The 20,399-nt window shown below is 63.5% G+C and carries 23 protein-coding genes; 13 read left to right on the top strand and 10 right to left on the bottom strand.

Features of this window, described 5'->3' with window-relative positions; all coding sequences use genetic code 11:
- The first annotated feature begins 61 nt into the window (after positions 1–61).
- The 7 genes from ligD (at position 62) to NKI85_RS19050 (ending at position 9,253) form a co-directional block, all read left to right on the top strand.
- The gene (ligD, locus tag NKI85_RS19080; protein ID WP_352777445.1) at positions 62–2,557 is read left to right on the top strand and encodes a DNA ligase D; all 2,496 of its coding nucleotides are present in this window, start codon (positions 62–64) and stop codon (positions 2,555–2,557) included.
- 266 nt (positions 2,558–2,823) lie between these two features.
- The gene (gene ku, locus NKI85_RS19075; protein ID WP_352524073.1) at positions 2,824–3,738 is read left to right on the top strand and encodes a non-homologous end joining protein Ku; all 915 of its coding nucleotides are present in this window, start codon (positions 2,824–2,826) and stop codon (positions 3,736–3,738) included.
- The gene (locus NKI85_RS19070; RefSeq protein ID WP_352524074.1) at positions 3,735–4,829 is read left to right on the top strand and encodes a tetratricopeptide repeat protein; all 1,095 of its coding nucleotides are present in this window, start codon (positions 3,735–3,737) and stop codon (positions 4,827–4,829) included. The genes ku and NKI85_RS19070 overlap by 4 nt, the downstream gene beginning before the upstream one ends.
- 9 nt (positions 4,830–4,838) lie before the next feature.
- On the top strand, positions 4,839–5,513 hold the full coding sequence (locus NKI85_RS19065) for a hypothetical protein (RefSeq protein WP_352777444.1): 675 nt from the start codon (positions 4,839–4,841) through the stop codon (positions 5,511–5,513).
- 216 nt (positions 5,514–5,729) lie between these two features.
- Positions 5,730–6,374 (top strand): alpha/beta hydrolase family protein, encoded by a 645-nt coding sequence (locus tag NKI85_RS19060; protein ID WP_352524078.1) that lies wholly within the window; start codon positions 5,730–5,732, stop codon positions 6,372–6,374.
- A gap of 8 nt (positions 6,375–6,382) precedes the next feature.
- Positions 6,383–7,153: an exodeoxyribonuclease III gene (locus NKI85_RS19055; protein ID WP_352524209.1), complete on the top strand. Its 771-nt coding sequence runs from the start codon at positions 6,383–6,385 to the stop codon at positions 7,151–7,153.
- A gap of 87 nt (positions 7,154–7,240) precedes the next feature.
- Positions 7,241–9,253, top strand: a complete 2,013-nt coding sequence (locus tag NKI85_RS19050) for an amidase (RefSeq protein ID WP_352524079.1) — start codon at positions 7,241–7,243, stop codon at positions 9,251–9,253.
- Between the two features lie 174 nt (positions 9,254–9,427).
- Here the strand turns inward: NKI85_RS19050 and NKI85_RS19045 are convergent, their stop codons facing one another.
- The gene (locus NKI85_RS19045) at positions 9,428–9,835 is read right to left on the bottom strand and encodes a hypothetical protein (RefSeq protein ID WP_352777441.1); all 408 of its coding nucleotides are present in this window, start codon (positions 9,833–9,835) and stop codon (positions 9,428–9,430) included.
- Positions 9,811–10,221 (bottom strand): hypothetical protein, encoded by a 411-nt coding sequence (locus NKI85_RS19040; protein ID WP_352524082.1) that lies wholly within the window; start codon positions 10,219–10,221, stop codon positions 9,811–9,813. Before NKI85_RS19040 ends, NKI85_RS19045 begins: the two co-directional genes overlap by 25 nt.
- A 149-nt stretch (positions 10,222–10,370) precedes the next feature.
- On the opposite strand from NKI85_RS19040, the gene NKI85_RS19035 reads away from it, so the two are divergent.
- Both NKI85_RS19035 and NKI85_RS19030 read left to right on the top strand, forming a co-directional pair.
- Complete coding sequence (locus tag NKI85_RS19035; protein WP_352777439.1) at positions 10,371–10,922, top strand: isochorismatase family protein; 552 nt, start codon at positions 10,371–10,373, stop codon at positions 10,920–10,922.
- 162 nt (positions 10,923–11,084) lie between these two features.
- On the top strand, positions 11,085–12,707 hold the full coding sequence (locus NKI85_RS19030; RefSeq protein ID WP_352524085.1) for an ABC-F family ATP-binding cassette domain-containing protein: 1,623 nt from the start codon (positions 11,085–11,087) through the stop codon (positions 12,705–12,707).
- A 59-nt stretch (positions 12,708–12,766) separates the two neighbouring features.
- Here NKI85_RS19030 and NKI85_RS19025 read toward each other — a convergent pair whose 3' ends face one another.
- Complete coding sequence (locus tag NKI85_RS19025) at positions 12,767–13,198, bottom strand: SAM-dependent methyltransferase (protein WP_352524086.1); 432 nt, start codon at positions 13,196–13,198, stop codon at positions 12,767–12,769.
- Positions 13,199–13,633: 435 nt separating this feature from the next.
- Between NKI85_RS19025 and NKI85_RS19020 the strand changes: the two genes are divergently transcribed.
- The 3 genes from NKI85_RS19020 to NKI85_RS19010 all read left to right on the top strand — a co-directional run bounded on the left by NKI85_RS19020 (position 13,634) and on the right by NKI85_RS19010 (position 16,350).
- Positions 13,634–14,788 (top strand): KamA family radical SAM protein, encoded by a 1,155-nt coding sequence (locus NKI85_RS19020; RefSeq protein ID WP_352524087.1) that lies wholly within the window; start codon positions 13,634–13,636, stop codon positions 14,786–14,788.
- Positions 14,789–14,969: 181 nt separating this feature from the next.
- Complete coding sequence (locus NKI85_RS19015; protein ID WP_352524088.1) at positions 14,970–15,221, top strand: exopolysaccharide production repressor protein; 252 nt, start codon at positions 14,970–14,972, stop codon at positions 15,219–15,221.
- A 307-nt stretch (positions 15,222–15,528) separates the two neighbouring features.
- Positions 15,529–16,350, top strand: coding sequence for a hypothetical protein (locus tag NKI85_RS19010; RefSeq protein WP_352777435.1), 822 nt, complete (start codon positions 15,529–15,531; stop codon positions 16,348–16,350).
- Here the strand turns inward: NKI85_RS19010 and yghU are convergent.
- Positions 16,347–17,234: a glutathione-dependent disulfide-bond oxidoreductase gene (gene yghU / locus NKI85_RS19005; protein WP_352524091.1), complete on the bottom strand. Its 888-nt coding sequence runs from the start codon at positions 17,232–17,234 to the stop codon at positions 16,347–16,349. The genes NKI85_RS19010 and yghU overlap by 4 nt on opposite strands.
- Positions 17,235–17,526: 292 nt before the next feature.
- On the opposite strand from yghU, the gene NKI85_RS19000 reads away from it, so the two are divergent.
- Positions 17,527–18,432: a S1C family serine protease gene (locus NKI85_RS19000; RefSeq protein WP_352777433.1), complete on the top strand. Its 906-nt coding sequence runs from the start codon at positions 17,527–17,529 to the stop codon at positions 18,430–18,432.
- A 15-nt stretch (positions 18,433–18,447) separates the two neighbouring features.
- Here NKI85_RS19000 and NKI85_RS18995 read toward each other — a convergent pair whose 3' ends face one another.
- The 6 genes from NKI85_RS18995 to NKI85_RS18970 all read right to left on the bottom strand — a co-directional run bounded on the left by NKI85_RS18995 (position 18,448) and on the right by NKI85_RS18970 (position 20,392).
- A complete protein-coding gene (locus NKI85_RS18995) occupies positions 18,448–18,621 on the bottom strand; it encodes a hypothetical protein (protein WP_352524094.1) in 174 nt (57 codons plus the stop codon).
- Positions 18,618–19,058: a hypothetical protein gene (locus NKI85_RS18990; protein ID WP_352524095.1), complete on the bottom strand. Its 441-nt coding sequence runs from the start codon at positions 19,056–19,058 to the stop codon at positions 18,618–18,620. Before NKI85_RS18990 ends, NKI85_RS18995 begins: the two co-directional genes overlap by 4 nt.
- A gap of 43 nt (positions 19,059–19,101) precedes the next feature.
- The gene (locus NKI85_RS18985) at positions 19,102–19,299 is read right to left on the bottom strand and encodes a hypothetical protein (RefSeq protein WP_352524097.1); all 198 of its coding nucleotides are present in this window, start codon (positions 19,297–19,299) and stop codon (positions 19,102–19,104) included.
- Positions 19,300–19,524: 225 nt separating this feature from the next.
- Positions 19,525–19,707 (bottom strand): DUF3606 domain-containing protein, encoded by a 183-nt coding sequence (locus NKI85_RS18980; RefSeq protein ID WP_023675702.1) that lies wholly within the window; start codon positions 19,705–19,707, stop codon positions 19,525–19,527.
- An 11-nt stretch (positions 19,708–19,718) separates the two neighbouring features.
- Positions 19,719–20,027: a hypothetical protein gene (locus NKI85_RS18975; protein WP_352524099.1), complete on the bottom strand. Its 309-nt coding sequence runs from the start codon at positions 20,025–20,027 to the stop codon at positions 19,719–19,721.
- Complete coding sequence (locus NKI85_RS18970; protein ID WP_352524100.1) at positions 20,024–20,392, bottom strand: hypothetical protein; 369 nt, start codon at positions 20,390–20,392, stop codon at positions 20,024–20,026. Before NKI85_RS18970 ends, NKI85_RS18975 begins: the two co-directional genes overlap by 4 nt.
- Positions 20,393–20,399: the final 7 nt, after the last annotated feature.

Genomic DNA, 20,399 nt, shown 5'->3' with positions numbered 1-20,399 from the left:
TCCGCCCTGGGATGACGAAGCTGTGGCGGTCCGCATCTTCGCCAGCAGTTGCGCCTAGTCCATGACCGCCCCACCAAAACTCAAGGCCTATCGCGCCAAGCGCGAGTTCTCAAGGACGCCCGAACCCGCCGGCGGACCAATTGCCAGTGGAGGCAATCGTTTCGTCGTCCACAAGCATCACGCCACCGCCGATCACTACGATCTGCGCCTGCAGGTCGGCGACGTGCTGAAGAGTTGGGCGGTGCCGCGCGGCCCGTCGCTGAACCCCGCCGACAAAAGGTTGGCGGTCGAGACCGAGGACCATCCGCTCGAATATATCGACTTCGAAGGTGTCATTCCCGAAGGCGAATATGGCGGCGGGCCGATGATCGTCTGGGATACCGGCGTCTGGGCGCCGATGGACGATGTCGAGAAGAGCCTGCGCACCGGCTCCTTCAAGTTCCGGCTGGCCGGTGAGAAGCTCAATGGCGGCTGGATGCTGACGCGGCTGAAACCGAAGCCCGGCGAGGATGAAGCAAAGAAGAACTGGCTGCTGTTCAAGGAGCGTGATCTCGCCGCCGACGCCAAGCTCGACATATTGGAAGCCCGGCCGGAAAGCGTCAAATCCGGACGCCGCGTCGAGGAGCTGGTGGCAGCGCCGAAGCCTGCCGCCAAACCTGTCAGGCCGGTGGTGCTGAAACCCGGCGCTTTGCCGGGCGCCGTCAAGGCGCCGCCGCCTTCCCGGATCGAGCCGCAGCTGGCTACGCAGGTTCCGAAGCCGCCGGGAGGTGAACACCCCGCGGAAAAAACACGCGAAGCCTGGCTGCACGAGATCAAGTTCGACGGCTACCGCACCATGGCGCATGTTTCCGACCGGAAGGTCAGGCTGATCACCCGCGCCGGCCTCGACTGGACGAAGCGCTATGGCGACCTGCCGCTTGCATTCGCCAGGCTGCCGTGCCGCGAGGCGATCATCGATGGCGAGGTCGTCGCGCTCGACGCCAAGGGCATCAGCCGCTTTGCCCTTTTGCAAGACGCGCTGGCCGAGGGCGCCGGCAACAAGCTCCATTTCTACGCGTTCGATCTTCTGTATCTCGACGGCTGGGACCTAAGACAAGCGCCGCTCCGCCGGCGCAAGGCGCTGCTTTCGCAACTGCTGTCCGGTCTCAGCGCCAACTCCGCCATCCAGCTCAGCGATCATGTCGAAGGCGACGGCCAGGCACTTTATGACCAGGCATCCGAGATGGGGCTCGAGGGTGTCGTCTCCAAGCGCGCCACGGCGGTCTACCAGAGCGGCCGTACCAAGACCTGGACCAAGACCAAGGCGCTCCAGACCGGCGACTTTGTCATCGCCGGCTACACCGTCTCCGATGCGGCAGAGGGGTTGGCCGCACTCGGCCTCGGCGAATTCGAAGACGGCGAGCTGCATTATCGCGGCAAGGTCGGCACCGGCTTCGATGCCGCGATAGCCGGCGAATTGCTGGCGCGGCTGGAGCCATTGGGGGCCGGTGCATCCGCGCCCGAAGGGGTTCCCCGCGAAATCATGCGCGAGATGAACTGGGTGCGGCCGCTGCTTTCGGCGCACATCCACTATGCCAACCGGACCACCGACAATGCGCTGCGCCATGCTGTGTTCCGCGGCCTGCGCGACGTCGGCCTGTCGACGCCGGTTTCGGCCAAGCGCAAGCGGCTGATCGCCGAGGCCGACCTCGCCACAATCTGGGTGACCAACCCGACGCGGCGGCTGTTCGGCAAGACCGGCCCGACCAAGCTCGACATTGCCGTCTATTACGCGCTGGTCGGCGATTTCATGCTGCCGCATATTCTCGGCCGCCCGGTGTCGCTGGTGCGGTGCCCGACCGGCAAGCCGCAGGACTGTTTCTTCCAGCGTCACGCCTTCACCGGCATGCCTTCCTCGGTGGCGACCTTCGATGCGACAAATTCCGAAGGCGAGACCAAATCCTATCTATCGGTCGAAGACGCCAAGGGCTATCTGGCGCTGGCGCAGTTCGGCGTCGTCGAGTTCCATACCTGGGGCACCCATCGCACGCGGCTCGACAAGCCCGATTTGATCGTCTTCGACCTCGACCCGGGCGAGGGGATCGCCTGGCGCGAGGTGGTCGAAGCGGCGGTGCATATCCGTGGCGAACTCGAGGCACTGGGGCTGGTGCCGTTCGCCAAGACTTCGGGCGGCAACGGCATCCACATCACCGTGCCGGTGACGCAAAAGCAGAACTGGAAGAAGCTGCACCAGGCGACCAGCGCCATCTCGACGCATCTCGCCGCCACCGCGCCCGACACCTTTACCACCACCATGGGCAAGGAAAACCGCAAGCGGCGCATCTTCATCGACTATCACCGCAACGCACGCGGCCACACTTCGGCGGCACCCTATTCGCTGCGCGCCCGCACCAATTTGCCGGCCTCGACGCCGGTCAGCTGGTCCGACCTGGAATCCATCGACGCTCCGCAGGATCTGAATTATTCTTCGCTGCCGGACCTTCTGGCGACGTCAGGCGATCCCTGGGCCGACATGGAAGATTTCGCCAGGGACTTGCCTGTGTTTTCGGGGCGGTAAACGCAGCGGCGCGAGATGACAGCCGTCGCGATCCCCTCTGTCCTGCCGGCATAGGATGCTTTTTCCCAACTCCATCGACGCTTCCTAAGATTTGAATTATTCTTGCCACCAGGCCCTCCGCCGACGCCTCAGCCGAGATAGAACATTTCGCTAGGGATTTGCCGGTATCCTGAGGGCCGATGTAGGATTTCGGCAGCCTCATTCGTCCTCCGGACGGAAGAACGCTGCGAACAGTTCGACAGCACACGGCCGCGTAGGAGTATTTCATGGCGCCCAGGGCAAGTTGGAAAGGTTACCTCAAGCTCAGTCTGGTCAGCTGTCCAGTCCGGCTCTATCCGGCGACCAGCGCCAGCGAACGCATCAGCTTCAACCAGCTGCACAAGAAGACGCACAACCGTATCAACATGAAGCCGGTCGATCCCGAACTCGGGCTGGTCGAGCGCTCGGACCTGGTCAAGGGCTATGAATACGAGGATAAGCAGTACATCATCATCGACGATGCCGATCTTGACGCAGTGCGCATCGAATCCAACCATACGATGAACATCGAGGCCTTTGTCGACGAGCATTCGGTCGACGTCATCTATCAGGACGCGCCCTATTACCTGGCACCGGATGGTGCAATGGCGGAAGAAACCTTCGCGGTGCTGCGCGAAGCGATGCGCAAATCCGGCAAGCTGGCGATCGCCCGCCTGGTGCTCTCCAGCCGCGAGCGGGTGGTGACGATCGGCGCACGCGAGAACGGCATGTTCGTCTGCACCTTGAGGAATCCGAACGAAGTGCGTGGCACGGCTGAATATTTCGGCAATATCCCGGCCGGAAACCCCGATCCGGAAATGCTGCAATTGGCTGAAGCGCTGATCAAGCAGAAGGAAACCACCTTCGACCCGAAGAATTACGAGGACCGCTACGAGATCGCGCTGATGACGATGATCCGCGAGAAGCTGAAGGGCCACAAGCCGATCATCGCGGCCGCCCCCGAGCGCGGCAATGTCATCAATCTGATGGATGCGCTGAAGGCGAGCCTGTCGCAATCGGCCAAGCCGCCGGCCAAGTCGAAGAGCAAGGCCGATGAGGCAGCCAAGCCTGCGGCGAAATCCGCCAAGGCCGGCGTCGGCGCGGCCAAGGAAAACCCGCTCAAGGCCAACCTTCTCAAAGCCGTCGGCAAGAGCAAGGCGTGACGGCTCTTGCCGGTACGGTCTTCGGCATCGTCGGCGCGCTGGCGGCTTTTCCGCTCAGGCTGGCGGCGCGCGAGGTAGAGCGCCAGCACGGCCAGTTGCGGCGCGGCGTCACCCGGCGCACCACGCATGTCGTGTTGGGCCGCATGTTGCTCGCCAAAGCCGTCGACGCCGAGATCGAGCGCCGCATTGCCGCGGAGCGCGAGGCCGGGCGCAAGCTGGTCAGCGAGAACGGGTTCCTGCGCCTGCTCGGACTTATGAAGGCACCGGAGGCTTCGGCGCTATCCCGGCAATCGCTCATCGACCAATCGCGGCTGGCCGCCGCCGATCTCGATCTTTTGTCGCTGTTCGACGCCTTCGAGCATGATGGCGAACCCTATTCCTTTCGCGATCTGATCCTCGCCCGCAAATATGCCGGTCTGATCGCCGGCGGCGCTTCGTGGGGAGCGATCGCGCGCTCGGTGCACCGCTCCGGCCCGGTCGCCTCGCTCACCGCCAAGTCGCTCAATGTCGGCTCGCAGCACGGGCGGGCCGACGCGATCTATCTCGAGGGCGGCCAGAGCGAACTCGACGGCCAGCTGCTGTTCGATTTGGGAACGCCGGATGACGACACGCTGGAAGAGCTGTTCGCCGATGCCGAGGCGGCGGAAGAGGCTGAAGACCACGAGCAGGCGGCCGCACTCTACCAGCGCTGCCTGGCCATTGACCCGAGCGATGCCATCGCCGCCTTCAACCGCGCCAACTGCCTGCGCGCCGCCGGGCACGCGGCCGAGGCGGCGCATGACTATGCCCGTGCGATAAAACTTGACTCGGGCTTCGTCGAGGCCTGGTTCAATCTGGCCGGGCTGATGAACGAACAGGGACGCGAGGCCTCGGCGCGCCGCCATTTGCTGAAGGCGATTTCGCTCGACCCGAACTATGCCGATGCGGTGTTCAACCTTGCGAGGCTCGAGTTCGACGCCGGCAATCTCGCCGAGGCGCGGCGCCGCTGGGTGCGCTATCTCGAGCTCGACGCCAATTCCGAATGGGCACGCATGGCGGCCAAGGGGATACAGTTCGTCGATTTGCAGATGGCGCAGAAATCGGCAGGGTGAGACTAAGACATGGTGGTCGACGCAAAGACCATTCGAGCACGAGTTGTCGAAGAGCTCCATACGCGCCTTGGTGCGAGATGGTTGAAGCCAGACAGTGCCAAGCTTGCTGTCACGTCTGTCGGTAACCTCACCGATTTCAGTATCGAGCTTGATTGCTATACGGACCGCCGATATGGCGAATACGACTGCTCGATCGCAGCTGTCTTCAAGTGGAAGAAATTTGCCAAGCTATGGAAGGATTTTGACGCCTGGTACGAGGTCAAGGATCCGAGTTCGGCGCAGTTCAAGACCAAAAGCTCTCGACAACGGAGCCATCCATTTCTCAGGGTGGGTTTCGATGCCATTGACGGGAATTTTATCAGAGGTCGTGGCCCGTTTTGGGTGGCAAATGAAGGTGATCTGGATGCCTTCATAGGCCAGTGCACCGCCGATCTCGACGGCAGAGTTGGCGAATGGATCAAGAGATGGTTCATATGGGCGTCGGCGTTGGATGTCATGGACGGCAATTCGCAATTGTGCGGCTCATGGCGTGACACGGCATACTTCTGCCTGCTGGAACAAGTTCATGGGCGTGAGGTTGCTTGCAAATGGATAGGTGACATTGATGCGACTGGCTGGCCCGGATTGCTGGCCGCACAGGTTGAGTATCTTCAGCTACAGGTTTGCGGTGGGACCTCCGTATAAAAGGATCGCAATGGCCGCGCTTGAACACCCCCCTCTGTCCTGCCGGACATCTCCCCCGCAAGGGGGGAGATCGGCAGCTTCGGCGCCCCGCGTGCCTTTCAGCTTTGGTGGTTGGCGAAAACGCCGACGTCATCCAATCTCCCCCCTTGAGGGGGAGATGTCCGGCAGGACAGAGGGGGGTGCGAAGGAACTCGGCCTTCATCTGCGGGCCACCCCATGACCACCTTCTTATTCGATGGCCCCGACACCGCCCCAATCACCATCCTACTCGCCCACGGCGCCGGGGCGCCGATGGATTCGCCCTCGATGACCGCCACGGCAAAAGCGCTCGCCGCAGCCGGCTTTCGCGTTGCGCGCTTCGAATTCCACTACATGGCGGCCCGCCGCTACGGCCATCGCAAGCCGCCGCCGCGCGCCGAGACGGTTAACCCGGAATATATCAAGGCAATCGCCGACCTCCGGGCCAAGGGCGTGAAGGGTTCGCTGATCATCGGCGGCAAGTCGATGGGCGGCCGCGTCGCCTCGATGGTCGCCGACGAGATGTTTTCCAAGGGCGAGATTTCGGGGCTGCTTTGTCTGGGCTATCCCTTCCATCCGCCGGGGAAACCGACGCAGCTTCGGACAAAACACCTTGCCGATCTCAGGACGCCGACATTGATCTTCCAGGGCACGCGCGACGAGTTCGGGACCAGGGACGAGGTCGCGACCTATGATCTTTCCGACGCAATCGAAATCCTCTGGCTGGAGGACGGCGACCACGATCTGAAGCCGCGCAAGAGCGTCTCCGGCTTCTCCACCGCCGATCATTTGAAGACGCTGGCCGAAGCAGTGAAAGCGTGGACCGGGCGCGTCGCTCGCTGACCAGCCCGATGAAGATCGCCACCTTCAACGTCAACAACATCAACAGCCGGCTGCCAAACCTGCTCGCATGGCTGGCTGCCGCCAAGCCCGACATCGTCTGCCTGCAGGAGTTGAAGGCCAGGCAGACGCAGTTTCCGCGCTCGGCGCTGGCGGCGGCGGGGTACGGGGCAGTTTGGGTCGGGCAGCCGACCTGGAACGGCGTCGCGATACTCGCGCGGGGTTCAGAACCCGTTCTGACCCGCGAGGCGCTGCCCGGCGACGACAGCGATCAGCAGGCGCGCTATATCGAGGCGGCGGTCAACGGCATCGTCGTCGCCTGCCTCTACGCGCCGAACGGCAACCCGCAACCCGGCCCGAAATTCCAGTACAAGCTGGCGTGGCACGACAGGCTGGAGACGCATGCGGCGCAGTTGCTCGACACCGACCTGCCCGTGGTGCTGGCCGGCGACTACAACATCGTGCCCGAGCCGCGCGACATCTACCCGACGCGCTCCTACGACGACAATGCGCTGGTGCAGCCGGAAAGCCGGGCATCGTTTCAGCGGCTGCTCGACCAGGGCTGGCTTGATGCGCTGCGCAAGAAGCACCCGACGGAGACGCTCTACACATTCTGGGACTATCGCCGCAACCGCTGGCCGCGCGATGCCGGCCTGCGCCTGGACCATATATTGCTCAGCAAGAAGCTGTCGCGCCGGCTGACAGCGGCGGGTATCGACCGCGACGTGCGTGGCGAAACCGGCGCCAGCGATCACGCGCCGGTCTGGGCGGAGTTGCGGTGAGAGCCGTCACGGCCGCCTTTGCAAAACCCCTTTACGGCATCGGTTTTTGAGGCCAATACCGCCTGAAGACTAAGCGTTGGGCGCAGCATGACTGATCTCCACATCGTCGAAGCGTCGATCGCAGAGCTGAGGCAAGCGCTGGAGGCGGGCACCGTCACCAGCGTCGAACTGGTTGGCGCCTGCCTGCGCAGGATTGCTCACTATGATCGGCATGGCATCACCCTCAATGCCGTTCCTGTGCTGAATCCAAAGATGTTCGAGGACGCCGCCGCGTCCGACCAGCGCCGCAGGAGCGGCGCAACCCTCGGGCCGCTGGACGGCATCCCCTATACCGCCAAGGACAGCTACAAGGTGAAGGGCATGACGGTGGCGGCCGGCTCGCCGGCCTTCGAACATCTCATCGCCAACGAGGACGCCTTCACCATCGCGCGGCTGCGGGCAGGCGGCGCGGTGCTGATCGGGCTGACCAACATGCCGCCGATGGCCAATGGCGGCATGCAGCGCGGCGTCTATGGCCGCGCCGAAAGCCCGTACAATGCGGATTATCTGACTGCGGCCTTCGCCTCGGGCTCGTCCAACGGTTCGGGCACCGCAACGGCGGCGAGCTTCGCCGCCTTCGGGCTCGGCGAGGAGACGTGGTCGTCGGGCCGGGCACCGGCCTCGAACAATGCGCTGGTCGCCTATACGCCGTCGCGCGGCGTCATTTCGGTGCGGGGCAACTGGCCGCTGGTGCCGACCATGGACGTGGTGGTGCCGCATACGCGCAGCGTGCCCGATATGCTCGAACTGCTCGACGTGATCGTCGCCGATGATCCTGAAACCAGAGGCGATTTCTGGCGTGCACAGCCCTGGGTGGCGCTGCCGAGGAGCTCGGCCGTGCGGCCGCCACGCTATACCGGGCTCAAGCTCGAAGGGTCGCTCAACGGTATGCGGCTTGGCGTGCCCCGCATGTATATCGGTCGCGACACGGAGACTGACGTTCCGATCCAGACCCGTGCATCGGTGCTTGAGCTGTGGCAGCAAGCGGCGGCGGATCTCAGGCTGCTCTGCGCAAGCGTAGTCGAGGTCGATTTTCCCGTCGTCTCGAATTACGAGCGCGACCGGCCAGCGGCAAAAACCATGGTCGAGCGCGAGCTGGTGCCGCAGGGATTCGCCGAGCGCGAGATCTGGGACTTGTGCATCTTCGCCTGGGACGATTTCTTGCGCGCAAATGCCGACCCAACCATTCCCGATCTCGCATCGGCGGATGGTCCGAGAATCTTTCCGCAGCCGCCGGGCACGCTGCCGGACCGCTATGGCGACAGTTTCGAATTGGCGGAGTATGTCGAACGGGGCAAGCGCGGCGTCACGCCATTCGAAGACATTCCCGAGCTGGAGGCCGGCCTGAAGGGTCTTGAGGCGACGCGAAAACTCGATTTCGACGACTGGCTCGACGATCAAGGGTTTGACGCCGTGGTGTTTCCTGCCGTTGCCGATGTCGGGCCGGCCGATGCTGATATCAACGAGGCCTCCGCTGCCCTTGCCTGGCGCAACGGCACCTGGGTCGCCAACGGCAATCTAGTGCCACGCCATCTCGGCATTCCGACCGTTACCGTGCCGATGGGCACGATGGCCGATATCGGCATGCCGGTCGGGCTGACCTTCGCCGGCAAGGCCTATGACGACACGAGGCTGCTGCGGCTGGCCGGCGACTTCGAGCGTTTTGGCCAGCGCCGCAGCCGCCCGCCGCGCACGCCGGAGCTTGCGGATGACGTCTTTGCTGCCCGGCTCAGCGGCATCAGGCCCGGCGCGGCAGCGCTGACCGTCACACTTGCCGCCGAAACGCGCCATTCGGGTGATCTGGACGAGATAGCAATCACGCTTGATGTGCATGGCGAGGCCGGAGCCGAGACGAGCGTGAACGTCCACGTCAACGGCGAGCCTGTTGCCATGCAGCGGAGCGGCGCGCGCTTCACCGGACGGGCAGTCGTACCGGTTAACGAGCATGAGAAGGTCCATAGCGTCTGGCGCGGCTCCTACGGTTCGATCGTCACTGCCATCGTGCGGCTCGAGGACGGGCGCACCGCTGGAGGTTATGCCGTGACGGGTGGGATTGGGTGAGGGGCAGAGGCTGCGATCTCCCCGCGTTCGTCATCCTCGGGCCTGACCCAGGGCTTGACCCGAGGATCCATGCCGCAACGCTGTCGGGAACGCGTCAGTGTAGATTCCAGGTCTCGCGACGTCGCCTCGCTCCTGCCGCTCTGAATGACGAGGCAAGTGGCCTCTGCTCGGCTGTCACAACAGCGCTGTTTCCTCCTCCGTCTCTGCCCTTTGCCAAGGTCCATCCTTGTGTCGCCATGCACACCAGCCAAGCGGCAGGTCACTAAGCTCACGAAGCGAGCCGTCGATGTCGATCATCTTCGCCAAGCCGACCAGGACAGCATCAGCAATGTCGGCGCCGGCATTTAGGTTAAGGAACTGCCAATGCCCGTCGTCCTCGTCATGCGTGACATAGTCTATGTCGTGGTGCCCCCCGATAATCTTGCGAGTTGTAATGACCGCAACGTTCGGAGGGTCGGCGAAAGGCCAGTTGGGTTCTGGAATGGTCATCTTCGAGTCCTCAAAGGCTAGCTCGCCTGAAGCAAATATTTGCATCGGTCCGTTGCGGAAGTTTCCTCTTATGAAGGCAACGAAGCCAGCCATTCATCCCAAAACTCCTGTTGTAGGTGGACGAAGACCGGCATCACGTCGTAGCCGTCGGCAAATATGTTGACCAAATCAGTCTTTTGCGGAAGCTGCCCCATTTTCACCTTGCAGGCGATCAATCCGCGGCTCATCTCGATCGTCGCTCCTTCGGGATAAACATTCCCGCTTGCGCCATAACAAAAGGGCAGCAGGCCATCGACTTCGAGTTGCTGGCGGATCTGGAACAAGGCTTCGAAATAGTCGTCCTCCTCGGCCTCGATCACCTTGTCACGGTAGCTGCAGGTGAGGTGGCAGGCGGTTTCGGATGAGCGCAAGGTGAACACCGCTTGCTCGTCACCGCCCGTGCCTCCGCCGATCAGGAATACAGTATGTTCTTCCTTCATAGCGTCACCCCCATTGCCAGTAGCGGGCGATGCTAGCGCTGCCGCAGGCGGATTTCCACATATCTCGAAGTCCAGCCACTTGCCGTCGCCGTGCGCGTCATCATGGGTCCTAATCCTTGATCAGCTCCGCCTTCGTGCTATAAAAAACCATGTCAAGGACCAGCCCCGCAGCCACCGCACCGCTCATCGTGATCGACCTCCAGACCGGCATGTTCGACGGCGTCGCCGAGCCGCCGATCCATGATGCCGACGGCATGGTCGCCCGCACCCGCGCGCTGGTCGAATGGGCACGGCGCGGCGGGCGCAAGATCGCCTTCGTCAGGCATGACGGGCCGGCAGGCGATCCGCTGGCGCCGGGCCAGCCGGGCTGGCCGGTGTGGCCGGCGCTCGGCCAGGCCGAGGACGAGCCGACTTTCGCCAAGCGTGTCGGCGACGCGTTCAGCAATGCCGCGCTTGCAGAATGGGTGGCCGGGCAGGGCGCCGGCGAGGTCGTTCTCATCGGCGCGCAGACCGATTTTTGCGTGGCGGCCACGGTGAAGGATGCCTTTGCAGCGGGCTTGGGTGTCACCGTGGTTTCCGACGCCCACAGCACGCTCGACACCGCCAGCGAGACTGCCGCGGAGATCATCGCCCGGCACAATGCCACATTTGCCGCCGCCGGGGTCAAACTGGCGACGACAAAAGCCCTGACCGATGGCTGATCCGCCGGCTCATCCCCGTGCCACCGGGGTCTAATTCAACCGGGAAGAAACTGGCGGGTTCAGACAATTTGGCACGGGCACCTTCGTGACTTGTGGGCTTTCGCGAGCGCGGCCTATCGCGTATTGGCGCGGGGAACTCCCTTAGGCATTTCCCGGAAAACCATGATTCGTCTCGAAAACATCGGCAAGCAGAACGGTCGCCAGATCGTCTTCATCGAAGCCTCCGCCGCGTTGCAGAGAGGCGAGAAGGTCGGGCTGGTCGGCCCCAATGGCGCCGGCAAGACGACGCTGTTTCGCATGATCAACGGTGAGGAGCAGCCTGACGAAGGCCAGGTCTCGGTCGATCGCGGCGTCACCATCGGTTATTTCAGCCAGGATGTCGGCGATATGGCCGGCCGAAGTGCCGTCGCCGAAGTGATGGACGGCGCCGGGCCGGTCAGCGAAGTGGCGGCCGAGATGCGGGAGCTTGAAGCCGCCATGGGTGATCCCGATCGCGCCGACGAGATGGACGAGATCATCGCCCGCTACGGCGAGGCGCAGCACCGCTTCGAGGAGCTCGACGGCTACGCGCTAGACGGGCGCGCCCGCGAGGTGCTCGACGGGCTCGGCTTCAGCCAGGAGATGATGGACGGCGACGTCGGCAAACTGTCCGGCGGCTGGAAGATGCGCGTGGCGCTGGCCAGAATTCTGTTGATGCGGCCCGACGCCATGCTGCTCGACGAACCGAGCAACCATCTCGACCTCGAAAGCCTGATCTGGCTGGAGCAGTTCCTGAAAGGCTATGACGGCGCGCTGCTGATGACCTCGCACGACCGCGAGTTCATGAACCGCATCGTCAACAAGGTGGTCGAGATCGACGGCGGTTCGCTGACCGCTTACTCCGGCAACTACGAATTCTACCAGCAGCAGCGGGCGATTGCCGACAGGCAGCAGCAGGCGCAGTTCGAGCGCCAGCAGGCGATGCTGGCCAAGGAGATCGCCTTCATCGAGCGCTTCAAGGCGCGCGCCTCGCATGCCGCCCAGGTGCAGAGCCGGGTGAAGAAGCTGGAGAAGATCGACCGCGTCGAGCCGCCCAAGCGCCGTCAGAAGGTGTCGTTCGACTTCCAGCCGGCGCCGCGCTGCGGTGAGGACGTGGTGACGCTGAAGAACGTGCACAAGGGCTATGGCAGCCGCTCGATCTACGAGGGATTGGATTTTCAGGTGCGCCGCCGCGAGCGCTGGTGTGTCATGGGCATCAACGGCGCCGGCAAGTCGACGCTGTTGAAGCTGGTGGCCGGCGCGTCCGAGCCGGACAATGGCACGGTGGCGCGCGGCCCGAGCGTCAAGATGGGCTATTTCGCCCAGCACGCCATGGAAGTGCTGGAAGGCGAACGCACCGTGTTCCAGACGCTGGAAGACGCGTTTCCGCAGGCCGGCCAGGCGCCGCTGCGCGCGCTGGCCGGCTGCTTCGGCTTTTCCGGCGATGAGATCGAGAAGAAATGCCGGGTACTGTCGGGCGGCGAGAAGGCGCGGCTGGTGATGGCACTGATGCTGTTCGATCCGCCCAATTTGCTGGTGCTGGACGAGCCGACCAACCATCTCGACATCGCCACCAAGGAGATGCTGATCACGGCGCTGTCGCAATATGAAGGCACCATGCTGTTCGTCTCGCACGACCGCTATTTCTTGGCGGCCCTGTCGAACCGGGTGCTGGAACTGACGCCCGAGGGCATTCATACCTATGGCGGCGGCTATACGGAGTATGTCGAGCGCACCGGGCAGGAGGCGCCGGGGTTGAGGAGCTGAGGCGCGGCTCTGCCGCTGTCACCTAAGCGCTCGATTCCGGAAGCGAAAGCACGAGGTGCTCAGCCGTGTATCGCAATCTCGCGCAGCGGATCGCCGCCATCGATGAACAGCCGGCCTTGCGCGGCCAACACGCCGCCGAGCCGTCGCAGGGCGATTTTTCCCGCTTCGGGATGACGCCCGTCCAGCGCGCCGACGCGCACCGCAACGGCTATGTCGAAGCGCTTCTCGTCCGCCTCCAATTCGAAATCCTCGATGGCGATTTGGCGAAGGCTCAGCCGGCCTGCCGCAATCTCGGCTTGCGAGGCGGCCCGGGCCTGCGCGATGGCCTTGGCCGAGCGGTCGATTGCCAGCACGTGCCCGCCGCCGATCCGTCGCGCGATCTCGCGCGCCGCGGCACCCGGTCCGCAGCCGATCTCCAGCACCCGCATGCCCTGCCGCAAAGGCAGGGCATCGACGATCGCCAAGAGCCTTGGCGACAAGTCGTTCGCCATTCCCGCTTTTCCAGCTTCGCGATCGGAGATTAGCGACCGCGGCGGCCGAGGGGAAGGCCAATACCTGAGGGACGCGGGCAGCGCAGATATGTTCACCGGGTCGAGAAGGGGGCACGATCGACATCGAAGAGGACTGGTTGGTCGCCTCAACTGCGGCGGCCGAGCGGCCCGGCGTCGTTGGCCTGAGGGGTGAGGGCGGGACTGGCGCCGAGCCTAACCGGTTGGGGGGTAGATCACCGGCCATTTAGGTATATACGCCCAAGCTAATGTAAGCGCAAGCTAATGTTTTGGGTTAGCGATTTCCAGCGGTTGCTCTGATCTGTAGATGTTTCAGGCGGCCGCTTCGTGGCCGCGCGCTGACCGGCCCAACACCGTTTACTGCCTTCAAGTCCTGGCTCCAATGCTGTATCCAGCCCCGAATTCATGGAGCCCTCGATGACCTCACATCTCGACATCCCAGACGCCAGCATGGCTGTCGATGCGGCCGGCATGGCGGCCGATGACGAGCGCACCCACGAGGCGGATGCCGCATGGCAGGACGATGTTCGCGAGGGTGTGCGGCATGTGCGCGATCTGGATTCCCTGCCGCTGTCGCCAGCCGAGCGCGCCGCGGCGGAAGCTGCGGCCACGCGCCACAAGGTTCGCATCCCTAAAGCCTATCTCGACCTGATCGACTGGAGCGACCCCGCCGATCCTATCCGGCTTCAGGTCATCCCGTCGCCTGATGAGCTGGCGGAGCAGGAAGGCGAGCTCGACGATCCGATCGCCGACCACGTCTTCAGTCCGGTGCCGAGATTGACACATCGACATGCCGACCGGGTTCTCTTGTTTCCGACCTATCAATGCGCGGTCTATTGCCGGTTCTGCTTTCGCAAGGAGCAGCTGACGTCGATCGGCCGCGGCTATACGCGCGAGGCTCTCGATGAAGCCTTCGCCTATATCGCGGCCCATCCGGAAATTCGCGAGGTGATCCTGACCGGCGGCGACCCACTGTCCTTGCCGGACAGAGCGCTGGCGGAAATCCACGGCCGCGTCGAGGCAATCCAGCATGTGCGACTGTTGCGCATCCACACCCGCGTGCCCGTCGCGCTGCCGTCGCGCGTCACCACCGGGATGGTTCAAGCCTTGCAGGGCCGGCTGATGGTCACAGTCGTCACCCATTTCAACCATCCGCGCGAGATCACTGACGCCACCGAGCAGGCCTGCCTTACTCTAAGGCAGGGCGGCTTCGTGCTGCTGAACCAGAGCGTCCTGCTGAAAGGTGTGAACGACACAGTCGAGGTGCTGGAAGAGCTGTGCCGCGAGCTGATGTATCGCCTCGGTGTGAAACCCTATTACCTGCATCACGGCGACCTCGCGCGCGGCATGGCGCACCGGCGCACTACGATTGCCGAGGGCCGGGCACTGGCCGGAGCCTTGCGCGCGCGCCTGTCGGGCATCTGCAACCCCGTCTATGTGCTGGACCTGCCGGACGGCGGAGGGAAAGTGCCGCTCGGCCCATCCTATCTCGAGGCGCGGGAGGGGGAGACGTGGCGGATCCGTGGGCTTGATGGGGTTGTGAGGGGATATAGAGAGGTGGTTGGGGAGTAGGAGGACCTGCGCAGCCGCCGGCAAGCCCGCCCGCCCTGGGTCACGTGACGGAAGCATGCATTAACCGCTGCTCCATTTGGTGCTTGCGCAAGCGCTGAAATGGTGAAAACGTTGGTTCGGGGTAATGGGTTAGGGGAGTTCGTCCCGGCTGCTGCAAGGTCCGGGGCGGCGTAGAAAAGTCATGAACTTTCCACAGTTCCTGGTGGGGCTGACCACCACGTCGTCCATCGTGGCGATCTCGACTTACTTTGCAACGGGTTCAATCTGGAAGGCGCTGGCCTGGACGATCTTGACCTTGATCGTTATGCAGGTTGGATATTTCCTGTTCGTCGTCCGGTTGATCTACAGATCCGGGGCGAAAGACGCCGAGGCAAATCCGCGACGCATGAGGGCTGTGCCGCCGAAGCGTCGAGGTCGCGTTCAGCTTAGGTAATAACTCCCATATAGATATCATGGTCTAGACAGGACATGTTCGGTTCTGGGAATGTGCATTGGACGTTCCGCTAGTTTAGCCAACTAATATATATCGCCCAACTCATATCGCCGGTTTTGGGCCAGCGGGAAAACCTGCCTGCTGCTTGTACGACCGTGCCTGAGGCGGCATTTTACAACCGGCTGGCAAAGGTCCTTTTGCTGATGTCAGCCTGTAAATCCGGCCGGTGTTTCGATGGGGCGTTGAGGCTATAAAGCCGTTCAACCGGGCGGCATCGAGATGCACGTCGGCCGGTCGAAGAGGGATTATGGTCATCGACGGAACGCCAAACGTGATCTTGCTGATCGGCAGCGCGCCCGATGTGGTGCGCTGCGAGGCCTGGCCCAAGCAGGCCTTCGGCAAGATCGTCGCCATCAACAATGCCTGGCGCGTGCGCCCCGACTGGGACTTCCTCGTCCATGCCGGCGATTTCCCGGCGGAGCGGATGCCGCAAGGCGATCCCCTGCAGCAGGCGCAGATCTTCAGCGCCTCGCATTACGTGCCGGCGCAAAACAGCTTTGGCGGCTTCGTCTACGCCGGCGGTACCATGTCGATGACGGCGGCCTGCTGGACGATCCACAGCCAGAAGCCCGACGTGCTGGCATTCCTTGGCTGCGACATGATCTACGACCAGCCCGGCAACACGCATTTTTACGGCATCGGCCGGGCCGACCCGCTGCGCAACGACGTGACGCTGCGCAACCTCGAGGCGAAGTCGGCCCGCCTGCTCATCCATGCGCTCCGGCGCGACTGCGTGTGCGTCAACCTATCCGACCGGCCGCGCAGCCGGCTGATCTTCCCGCGGCTGATGCTCGACGAGCTCGGCGCGCTTTCTCCCTCGCGAATATCGGAAATGAAGGCGGAGATGCTTGCCGGCCTGCGGCTCGATCAAGCGGAAGAAGCCGACAGGATCGAGAAGGAACTCGGCTATTTCTTCGAGGACGGCAGGTACTGGAAGCACCTCGACAAGCTCGACGAGACGTTCCTGGCCGATATCGACCGGCTGTGGATGGCAGCGGTCGGCCTGAGCGGTCGGCCGAAGCTGCCGATCTCCCCCTCAAGGGAGGAGATCGGCGCGGCATCCGCTTAGCTTTTGGCCGCCTCGAGCTTGTCTTGGGTCTTCGTCTCGAAATCGCTGGCGTCATGGCGCTCGTGCAGCTGCATCGAAGGCTCGCCGAAGGTGCGGTTGACCATGCGCCCGCGCTTGACCGCCGGCCGTGCGTCGATCGCGTCAGCCCAGCGCTGCACGTTCTCGTACTCCTCCACCTGCAAGAACTCGCCGGAATCATCGTACATGCGGCCCTTGGCTAGCCCGCCATACCAAGGCCACACCGCGATGTCGGCAATCGTGTAGTCGCTGCCGCCGAGATACTCGCTTTCGGCCAGGCGCCGGTCGAGCACGTCCATCTGCCGCTTGGTCTCCATGGCGAAGCGGTCGATGGCGTATTCGATCTTCGTCGGCGCATAGGCGTAGAAATGGCCGAAGCCGCCGCCGAGATAGGGCGCCGAGCCCATCTGCCAGAACAGCCATGACAGGGTTTCGGCGCGAGCCGGTTGCTCTGTCGGCAGGAATTCGCCGAATTTTTCGGCGAGATAGAGCAGGATTGAACCGGATTCGAAGATGCGGATCGGCTTTGGTCCGCTGCGGTCCATCATGGCCGGGATCTTGGAGTTGGGATTGACCTCGACGAAGCCGCTGCCGAACTGGTCGCCGTCATTGATCCTGATCGGCCAGGCGTCGTATTCGGCGCCGCTGTGGCCGAGCGCCAGAAGCTCCTCCAGCATGATCGTCACCTTAACGCCGTTCGGCGTCGCCAGCGAATAAAGCTGCAGCGGATGCTTGCCGACCGGCAGTTCCTTGTCATGCGTCGGACCGGCGATCGGCCGGTTGATGCTGGCGAAAGCGCCGCCATTTGCCTTGTTCCAGGTCCAGACTTTTGGCGGCGTGTATTGGTCCGTTGTGTAGTCGTTCATTTTGGGAGGCCCTTGGATTGGAAGAATTGGGGGTTGGGAGGATTGGGGTTTGGTAGGGTTGGGGAGGATCTTGGGATTATCAACTTGGGTGATGGAGGAGGAACTTTGCATAGGGCAGCATTGGATAGCCGTAGGTACAGATAGGGCGGCCGGCGCTGTTGCAAAACCCCGGCGTGAACGGCGCGGCGCCGACCCGGCCTCCCACACCAAAGCCGGCGCCGCCTCTTGCGCCTGGTCACCTGCGCCATACCTATAGCCATATCAGCCTGCGAACGTTGCCAGGAACGAAAGCATGAATATCGAACCCCTTTTGCGGTCCATCGTGGCGGTCCGCGCCACCGTTCCCGACGACGCCTTCACGGCAGAGGCGCTGGGCACCCGCCGCGAGGGCAGCGGTGTGGTCATCCGCGGCGATGGGCTGGTGCTCACCATCGGCTATCTCATCACCGAGGCCGAGGAGGTCTGGCTGGCCGACCAGGACGGGCGCGTGGTGCCCGCCCATGCGCTTGCCTACGATCAGGAATCGGGCTTCGGCCTGGTCCAGGCGCTGGCACCGCTCGGGCTGCCCGCCATTGCCCTCGGTGATGCGTCCAGGGCGAAGATCGGCGATCCCGTCGTGCTCGCCGACGGCGTCGGCCGCTCGGTGCGGGCGCAGATCGTCACCAAGCAGGAATTCGCAGGTTATTGGGAATATCTGCTCGACGAAGCGATCTTCACGGCGCCGGCCCACCCCTCATGGGGCGGCGCCGGCCTCATCGGCGCCGATGGCAGGCTGCTCGGCATCGGTTCGCTGCGCCTGCAGATGAGCCGCAACGGCGAAGTCGCCGACATCAACATGGTGGTGCCGATCGATCTTCTGCCGCCTATCCTCGACGATCTCCTGACGCGCGGTCAGGTCGCCAGGCCGCCGCGGCCGTGGCTCGGCGCCTTCTCGGCCGAGAGCGACGGCAAGGTCGTGGTGATGAGCGTCGCCGAGGGCGGCCCGGCCGCCCAGGCGGGCCTGCGCCAAGGCGACGTCATCTCGGATGTCCGCGACGCGGCGGTCGACGGGCTCGCCGATTTTTATCGCAAGCTGTGGAAGAGCGGCCCGGCGGGCGCCGAGATCCCGCTCCGGGTGCTGCGCGACGGTCGCGAAACCTGGCTGCGCGTCAAATCGGCCGACCGCAACAGCCTGCTGTGGAAGCCGCCGCTGCAGTGAGGCAGCCGAAACTTGTCACTCTCCGCAAGCGCTGAAGCCAGTGCCTGGGGTCCACGCCGCGAACGGGATGACCTTGCCTTCGACCGACACGGTCGCATGCCTGGTGGTGCCGTCCGCTAGCTTCTTGCTGCTTTTGCCCTTGCCGGTCAGCACATTGTAGTCGCAGTCGCCGGCAACATTGTCGTTCATGTAGTCCAATACTCGTAGGCAAAACCGGCGACGACGAAGGCGCCGTTGCGCCAGGCGATTGTCAGCGTCTTGTTGGTCCGCTCGCTGCCGATCTCCATCGCCGGAATATAGAGCTTGATCGAACCGTTGGGGAGCGCGGTGAGTTCGGGCTCGGTGTCGGATGCGGCGGGGCCTGGCCGGTCGTAATCCTTCCATTCACCGTAAATCTGTTCATGCACGACCTCGGCAGGTTTTAGAAAATTGCCGTCGCGGTCCTTGAGGAAAAAATACAGGTCCATGGGATGGCCGGGCTCGGTCTCGACGATCATCGCCAGATCGATGGCGCCGTCGCCGTTCCAGTCGCCGGTCGCCGCCGTGATGATCTTCTGGGTCTCGATCGGCTCCGCCAGGGCGGCGGCCGGCAGCAGCAAGACCAGACCGAATGTTAGGGACCGCATGTAAACTCCCCCGAGTAAGGCAGCCCTGAGATGCAAATGCTTCTTATGAGGCCCGGCTCTGCCGCGTCTCGGAATGGCTTGTCTCGTTGAGCAGCCGGCAGAGCGAAACCGCTTCACGACGGCTCAGGCCGATCAGCGCGATTTGCGAAAATTGCGCCGGCAGATCGTGAACGATGTCCCACACCATCCATCGGCCGTTCGGCTCCATGACACATTCGTAGCGCAATAGTTGTTCCTGCATCCGACCCCCCGGCTTTGCTCATCGGACTGGTACAGTGTCGAGGTAAATGAGTTGTTGCGCTGCGGTGGTATTCCGCGGCTATCGAAATCGGGCGTTGAATCCCGCAGCGGCGAGCCCGACAGGCAGCGGGCCGGCGACTTCGGCCAGGCCGACGGGTGCGGATCTCTCGACAAGGCGGCAGGGCAGGGCTTCTGGCGTGAACGGCGCCGGCCGCGCAAAGGCGGATCAGGCGTTGCGGCTCGCCATATGCGCGTCGAGCTTCCTCCGCGATGGTCCGTAACGCTTGATGATGGTCGCGGCCTCGCTTTGCGGTATGCCGTATTTCCGGGCAAAGGCAGCGACCTCGTAAGGCTCTTCGCCGGAGACCAGTTTGCGATCCTGCTTGGTCTTGGATTTGTCGTCGGCCATGGCGTCCTCCATCACATCTGGTCGTTATAGGGCTCCTTGGTCCGGCCGACCATCCTGGCCAGTTCGGCAAAGGACGGCACGCCGGTTTCGCCCTGGGCATTGTTGGCCGCCTGCAGCAGCCTGAGAGGGAAGCAGACGGCGTCGCGGTTGGATGGCGACATGTCTTCATAAAGGCGCTCGTCGCCGGTCATCACCGCCTCGGCCCGGCGCAACGCCATGTCGACCTCGTCGACCGATAACAGGCCCTTATGGACCAGCGCGTTGTTGACAGCCGCGATCGCCATCATCAGTCCTTCGAGCTGGAGATTGGCGACGTTCATCGTCTTGCGTCCTTGCCGGGCTTCTTGGCGGTGGTCTTGCCGTCTGGCCGGATCGCTGCGCGCGGCGGGTTCTGACCCTCCGAATGCCGGGTCTTGTCGTCGAAATCGTCAGCCGGCCTAGTCAATCCCATGCCGCCGGGAGGCGGCTTGTTGCCGGCCGCATCCTGCGAGAATTCGTCGGCCGCGTCGGGGCTCGTCTTTGCCGGATATTTCCTCGCTCCGGTCTCGTAGCGGTTCTGGTCGTCGGCCATGTCCTGTGCTCCGGTTGCAATGAGCTGATAACTTTCAGGCGGCGGCAGCGGTTCCGTGGCGAAATCGACCTTGCCGGTGCCGAAGCCTTCGCAATCTGTTGGGTTTTCGTGCATTCTTGCG

Origin of the sequence: Mesorhizobium sp. M0571, from assembly GCF_040320985.1 — a bacterium.
In the GTDB taxonomy this organism is placed as follows: Bacteria; Pseudomonadota; Alphaproteobacteria; order Rhizobiales; family Rhizobiaceae; genus Mesorhizobium.
Note: the sequence above shows the minus strand (reverse complement) of the source record. Positions and strands in the feature narration are given on the sequence as shown.

Excerpts from the sequence above, each read along its gene's own strand:
- ligD (WP_352777445.1), top strand. The coding sequence starts at position 62 with ATGACCGCCCCACCAAAACTCAAGGCCTATCGCGCCAAGCGCGAGTTC.
- ku (WP_352524073.1), top strand. The coding sequence starts at position 2,824 with ATGGCGCCCAGGGCAAGTTGGAAAGGTTACCTCAAGCTCAGTCTGGTC.
- NKI85_RS19065 (WP_352777444.1), top strand. The coding sequence starts at position 4,839 with ATGGTGGTCGACGCAAAGACCATTCGAGCACGAGTTGTCGAAGAGCTC.
- NKI85_RS19060 (WP_352524078.1), top strand. The coding sequence starts at position 5,730 with ATGACCACCTTCTTATTCGATGGCCCCGACACCGCCCCAATCACCATC.
- NKI85_RS19055 (WP_352524209.1), top strand. The coding sequence starts at position 6,383 with ATGAAGATCGCCACCTTCAACGTCAACAACATCAACAGCCGGCTGCCA.
- NKI85_RS19050 (WP_352524079.1), top strand. The coding sequence starts at position 7,241 with ATGACTGATCTCCACATCGTCGAAGCGTCGATCGCAGAGCTGAGGCAA.
- NKI85_RS19045 (WP_352777441.1), bottom strand. The coding sequence starts at position 9,835 with ATGGCTGGCTTCGTTGCCTTCATAAGAGGAAACTTCCGCAACGGACCG.
- NKI85_RS19040 (WP_352524082.1), bottom strand. The coding sequence starts at position 10,221 with ATGAAGGAAGAACATACTGTATTCCTGATCGGCGGAGGCACGGGCGGT.
- NKI85_RS19035 (WP_352777439.1), top strand. The coding sequence starts at position 10,371 with ATGTCAAGGACCAGCCCCGCAGCCACCGCACCGCTCATCGTGATCGAC.
- NKI85_RS19030 (WP_352524085.1), top strand. The coding sequence starts at position 11,085 with ATGATTCGTCTCGAAAACATCGGCAAGCAGAACGGTCGCCAGATCGTC.
- NKI85_RS19025 (WP_352524086.1), bottom strand. The coding sequence starts at position 13,198 with ATGGCGAACGACTTGTCGCCAAGGCTCTTGGCGATCGTCGATGCCCTG.
- NKI85_RS19020 (WP_352524087.1), top strand. The coding sequence starts at position 13,634 with ATGACCTCACATCTCGACATCCCAGACGCCAGCATGGCTGTCGATGCG.
- NKI85_RS19015 (WP_352524088.1), top strand. The coding sequence starts at position 14,970 with ATGAACTTTCCACAGTTCCTGGTGGGGCTGACCACCACGTCGTCCATC.
- NKI85_RS19010 (WP_352777435.1), top strand. The coding sequence starts at position 15,529 with ATGGTCATCGACGGAACGCCAAACGTGATCTTGCTGATCGGCAGCGCG.
- yghU (WP_352524091.1), bottom strand. The coding sequence starts at position 17,234 with ATGAACGACTACACAACGGACCAATACACGCCGCCAAAAGTCTGGACC.
- NKI85_RS19000 (WP_352777433.1), top strand. The coding sequence starts at position 17,527 with ATGAATATCGAACCCCTTTTGCGGTCCATCGTGGCGGTCCGCGCCACC.
- NKI85_RS18995 (WP_352524094.1), bottom strand. The coding sequence starts at position 18,621 with ATGAACGACAATGTTGCCGGCGACTGCGACTACAATGTGCTGACCGGC.
- NKI85_RS18990 (WP_352524095.1), bottom strand. The coding sequence starts at position 19,058 with ATGCGGTCCCTAACATTCGGTCTGGTCTTGCTGCTGCCGGCCGCCGCC.
- NKI85_RS18985 (WP_352524097.1), bottom strand. The coding sequence starts at position 19,299 with ATGCAGGAACAACTATTGCGCTACGAATGTGTCATGGAGCCGAACGGC.
- NKI85_RS18980 (WP_023675702.1), bottom strand. The coding sequence starts at position 19,707 with ATGGCCGACGACAAATCCAAGACCAAGCAGGATCGCAAACTGGTCTCC.
- NKI85_RS18975 (WP_352524099.1), bottom strand. The coding sequence starts at position 20,027 with ATGAACGTCGCCAATCTCCAGCTCGAAGGACTGATGATGGCGATCGCG.
- NKI85_RS18970 (WP_352524100.1), bottom strand. The coding sequence starts at position 20,392 with ATGCACGAAAACCCAACAGATTGCGAAGGCTTCGGCACCGGCAAGGTC.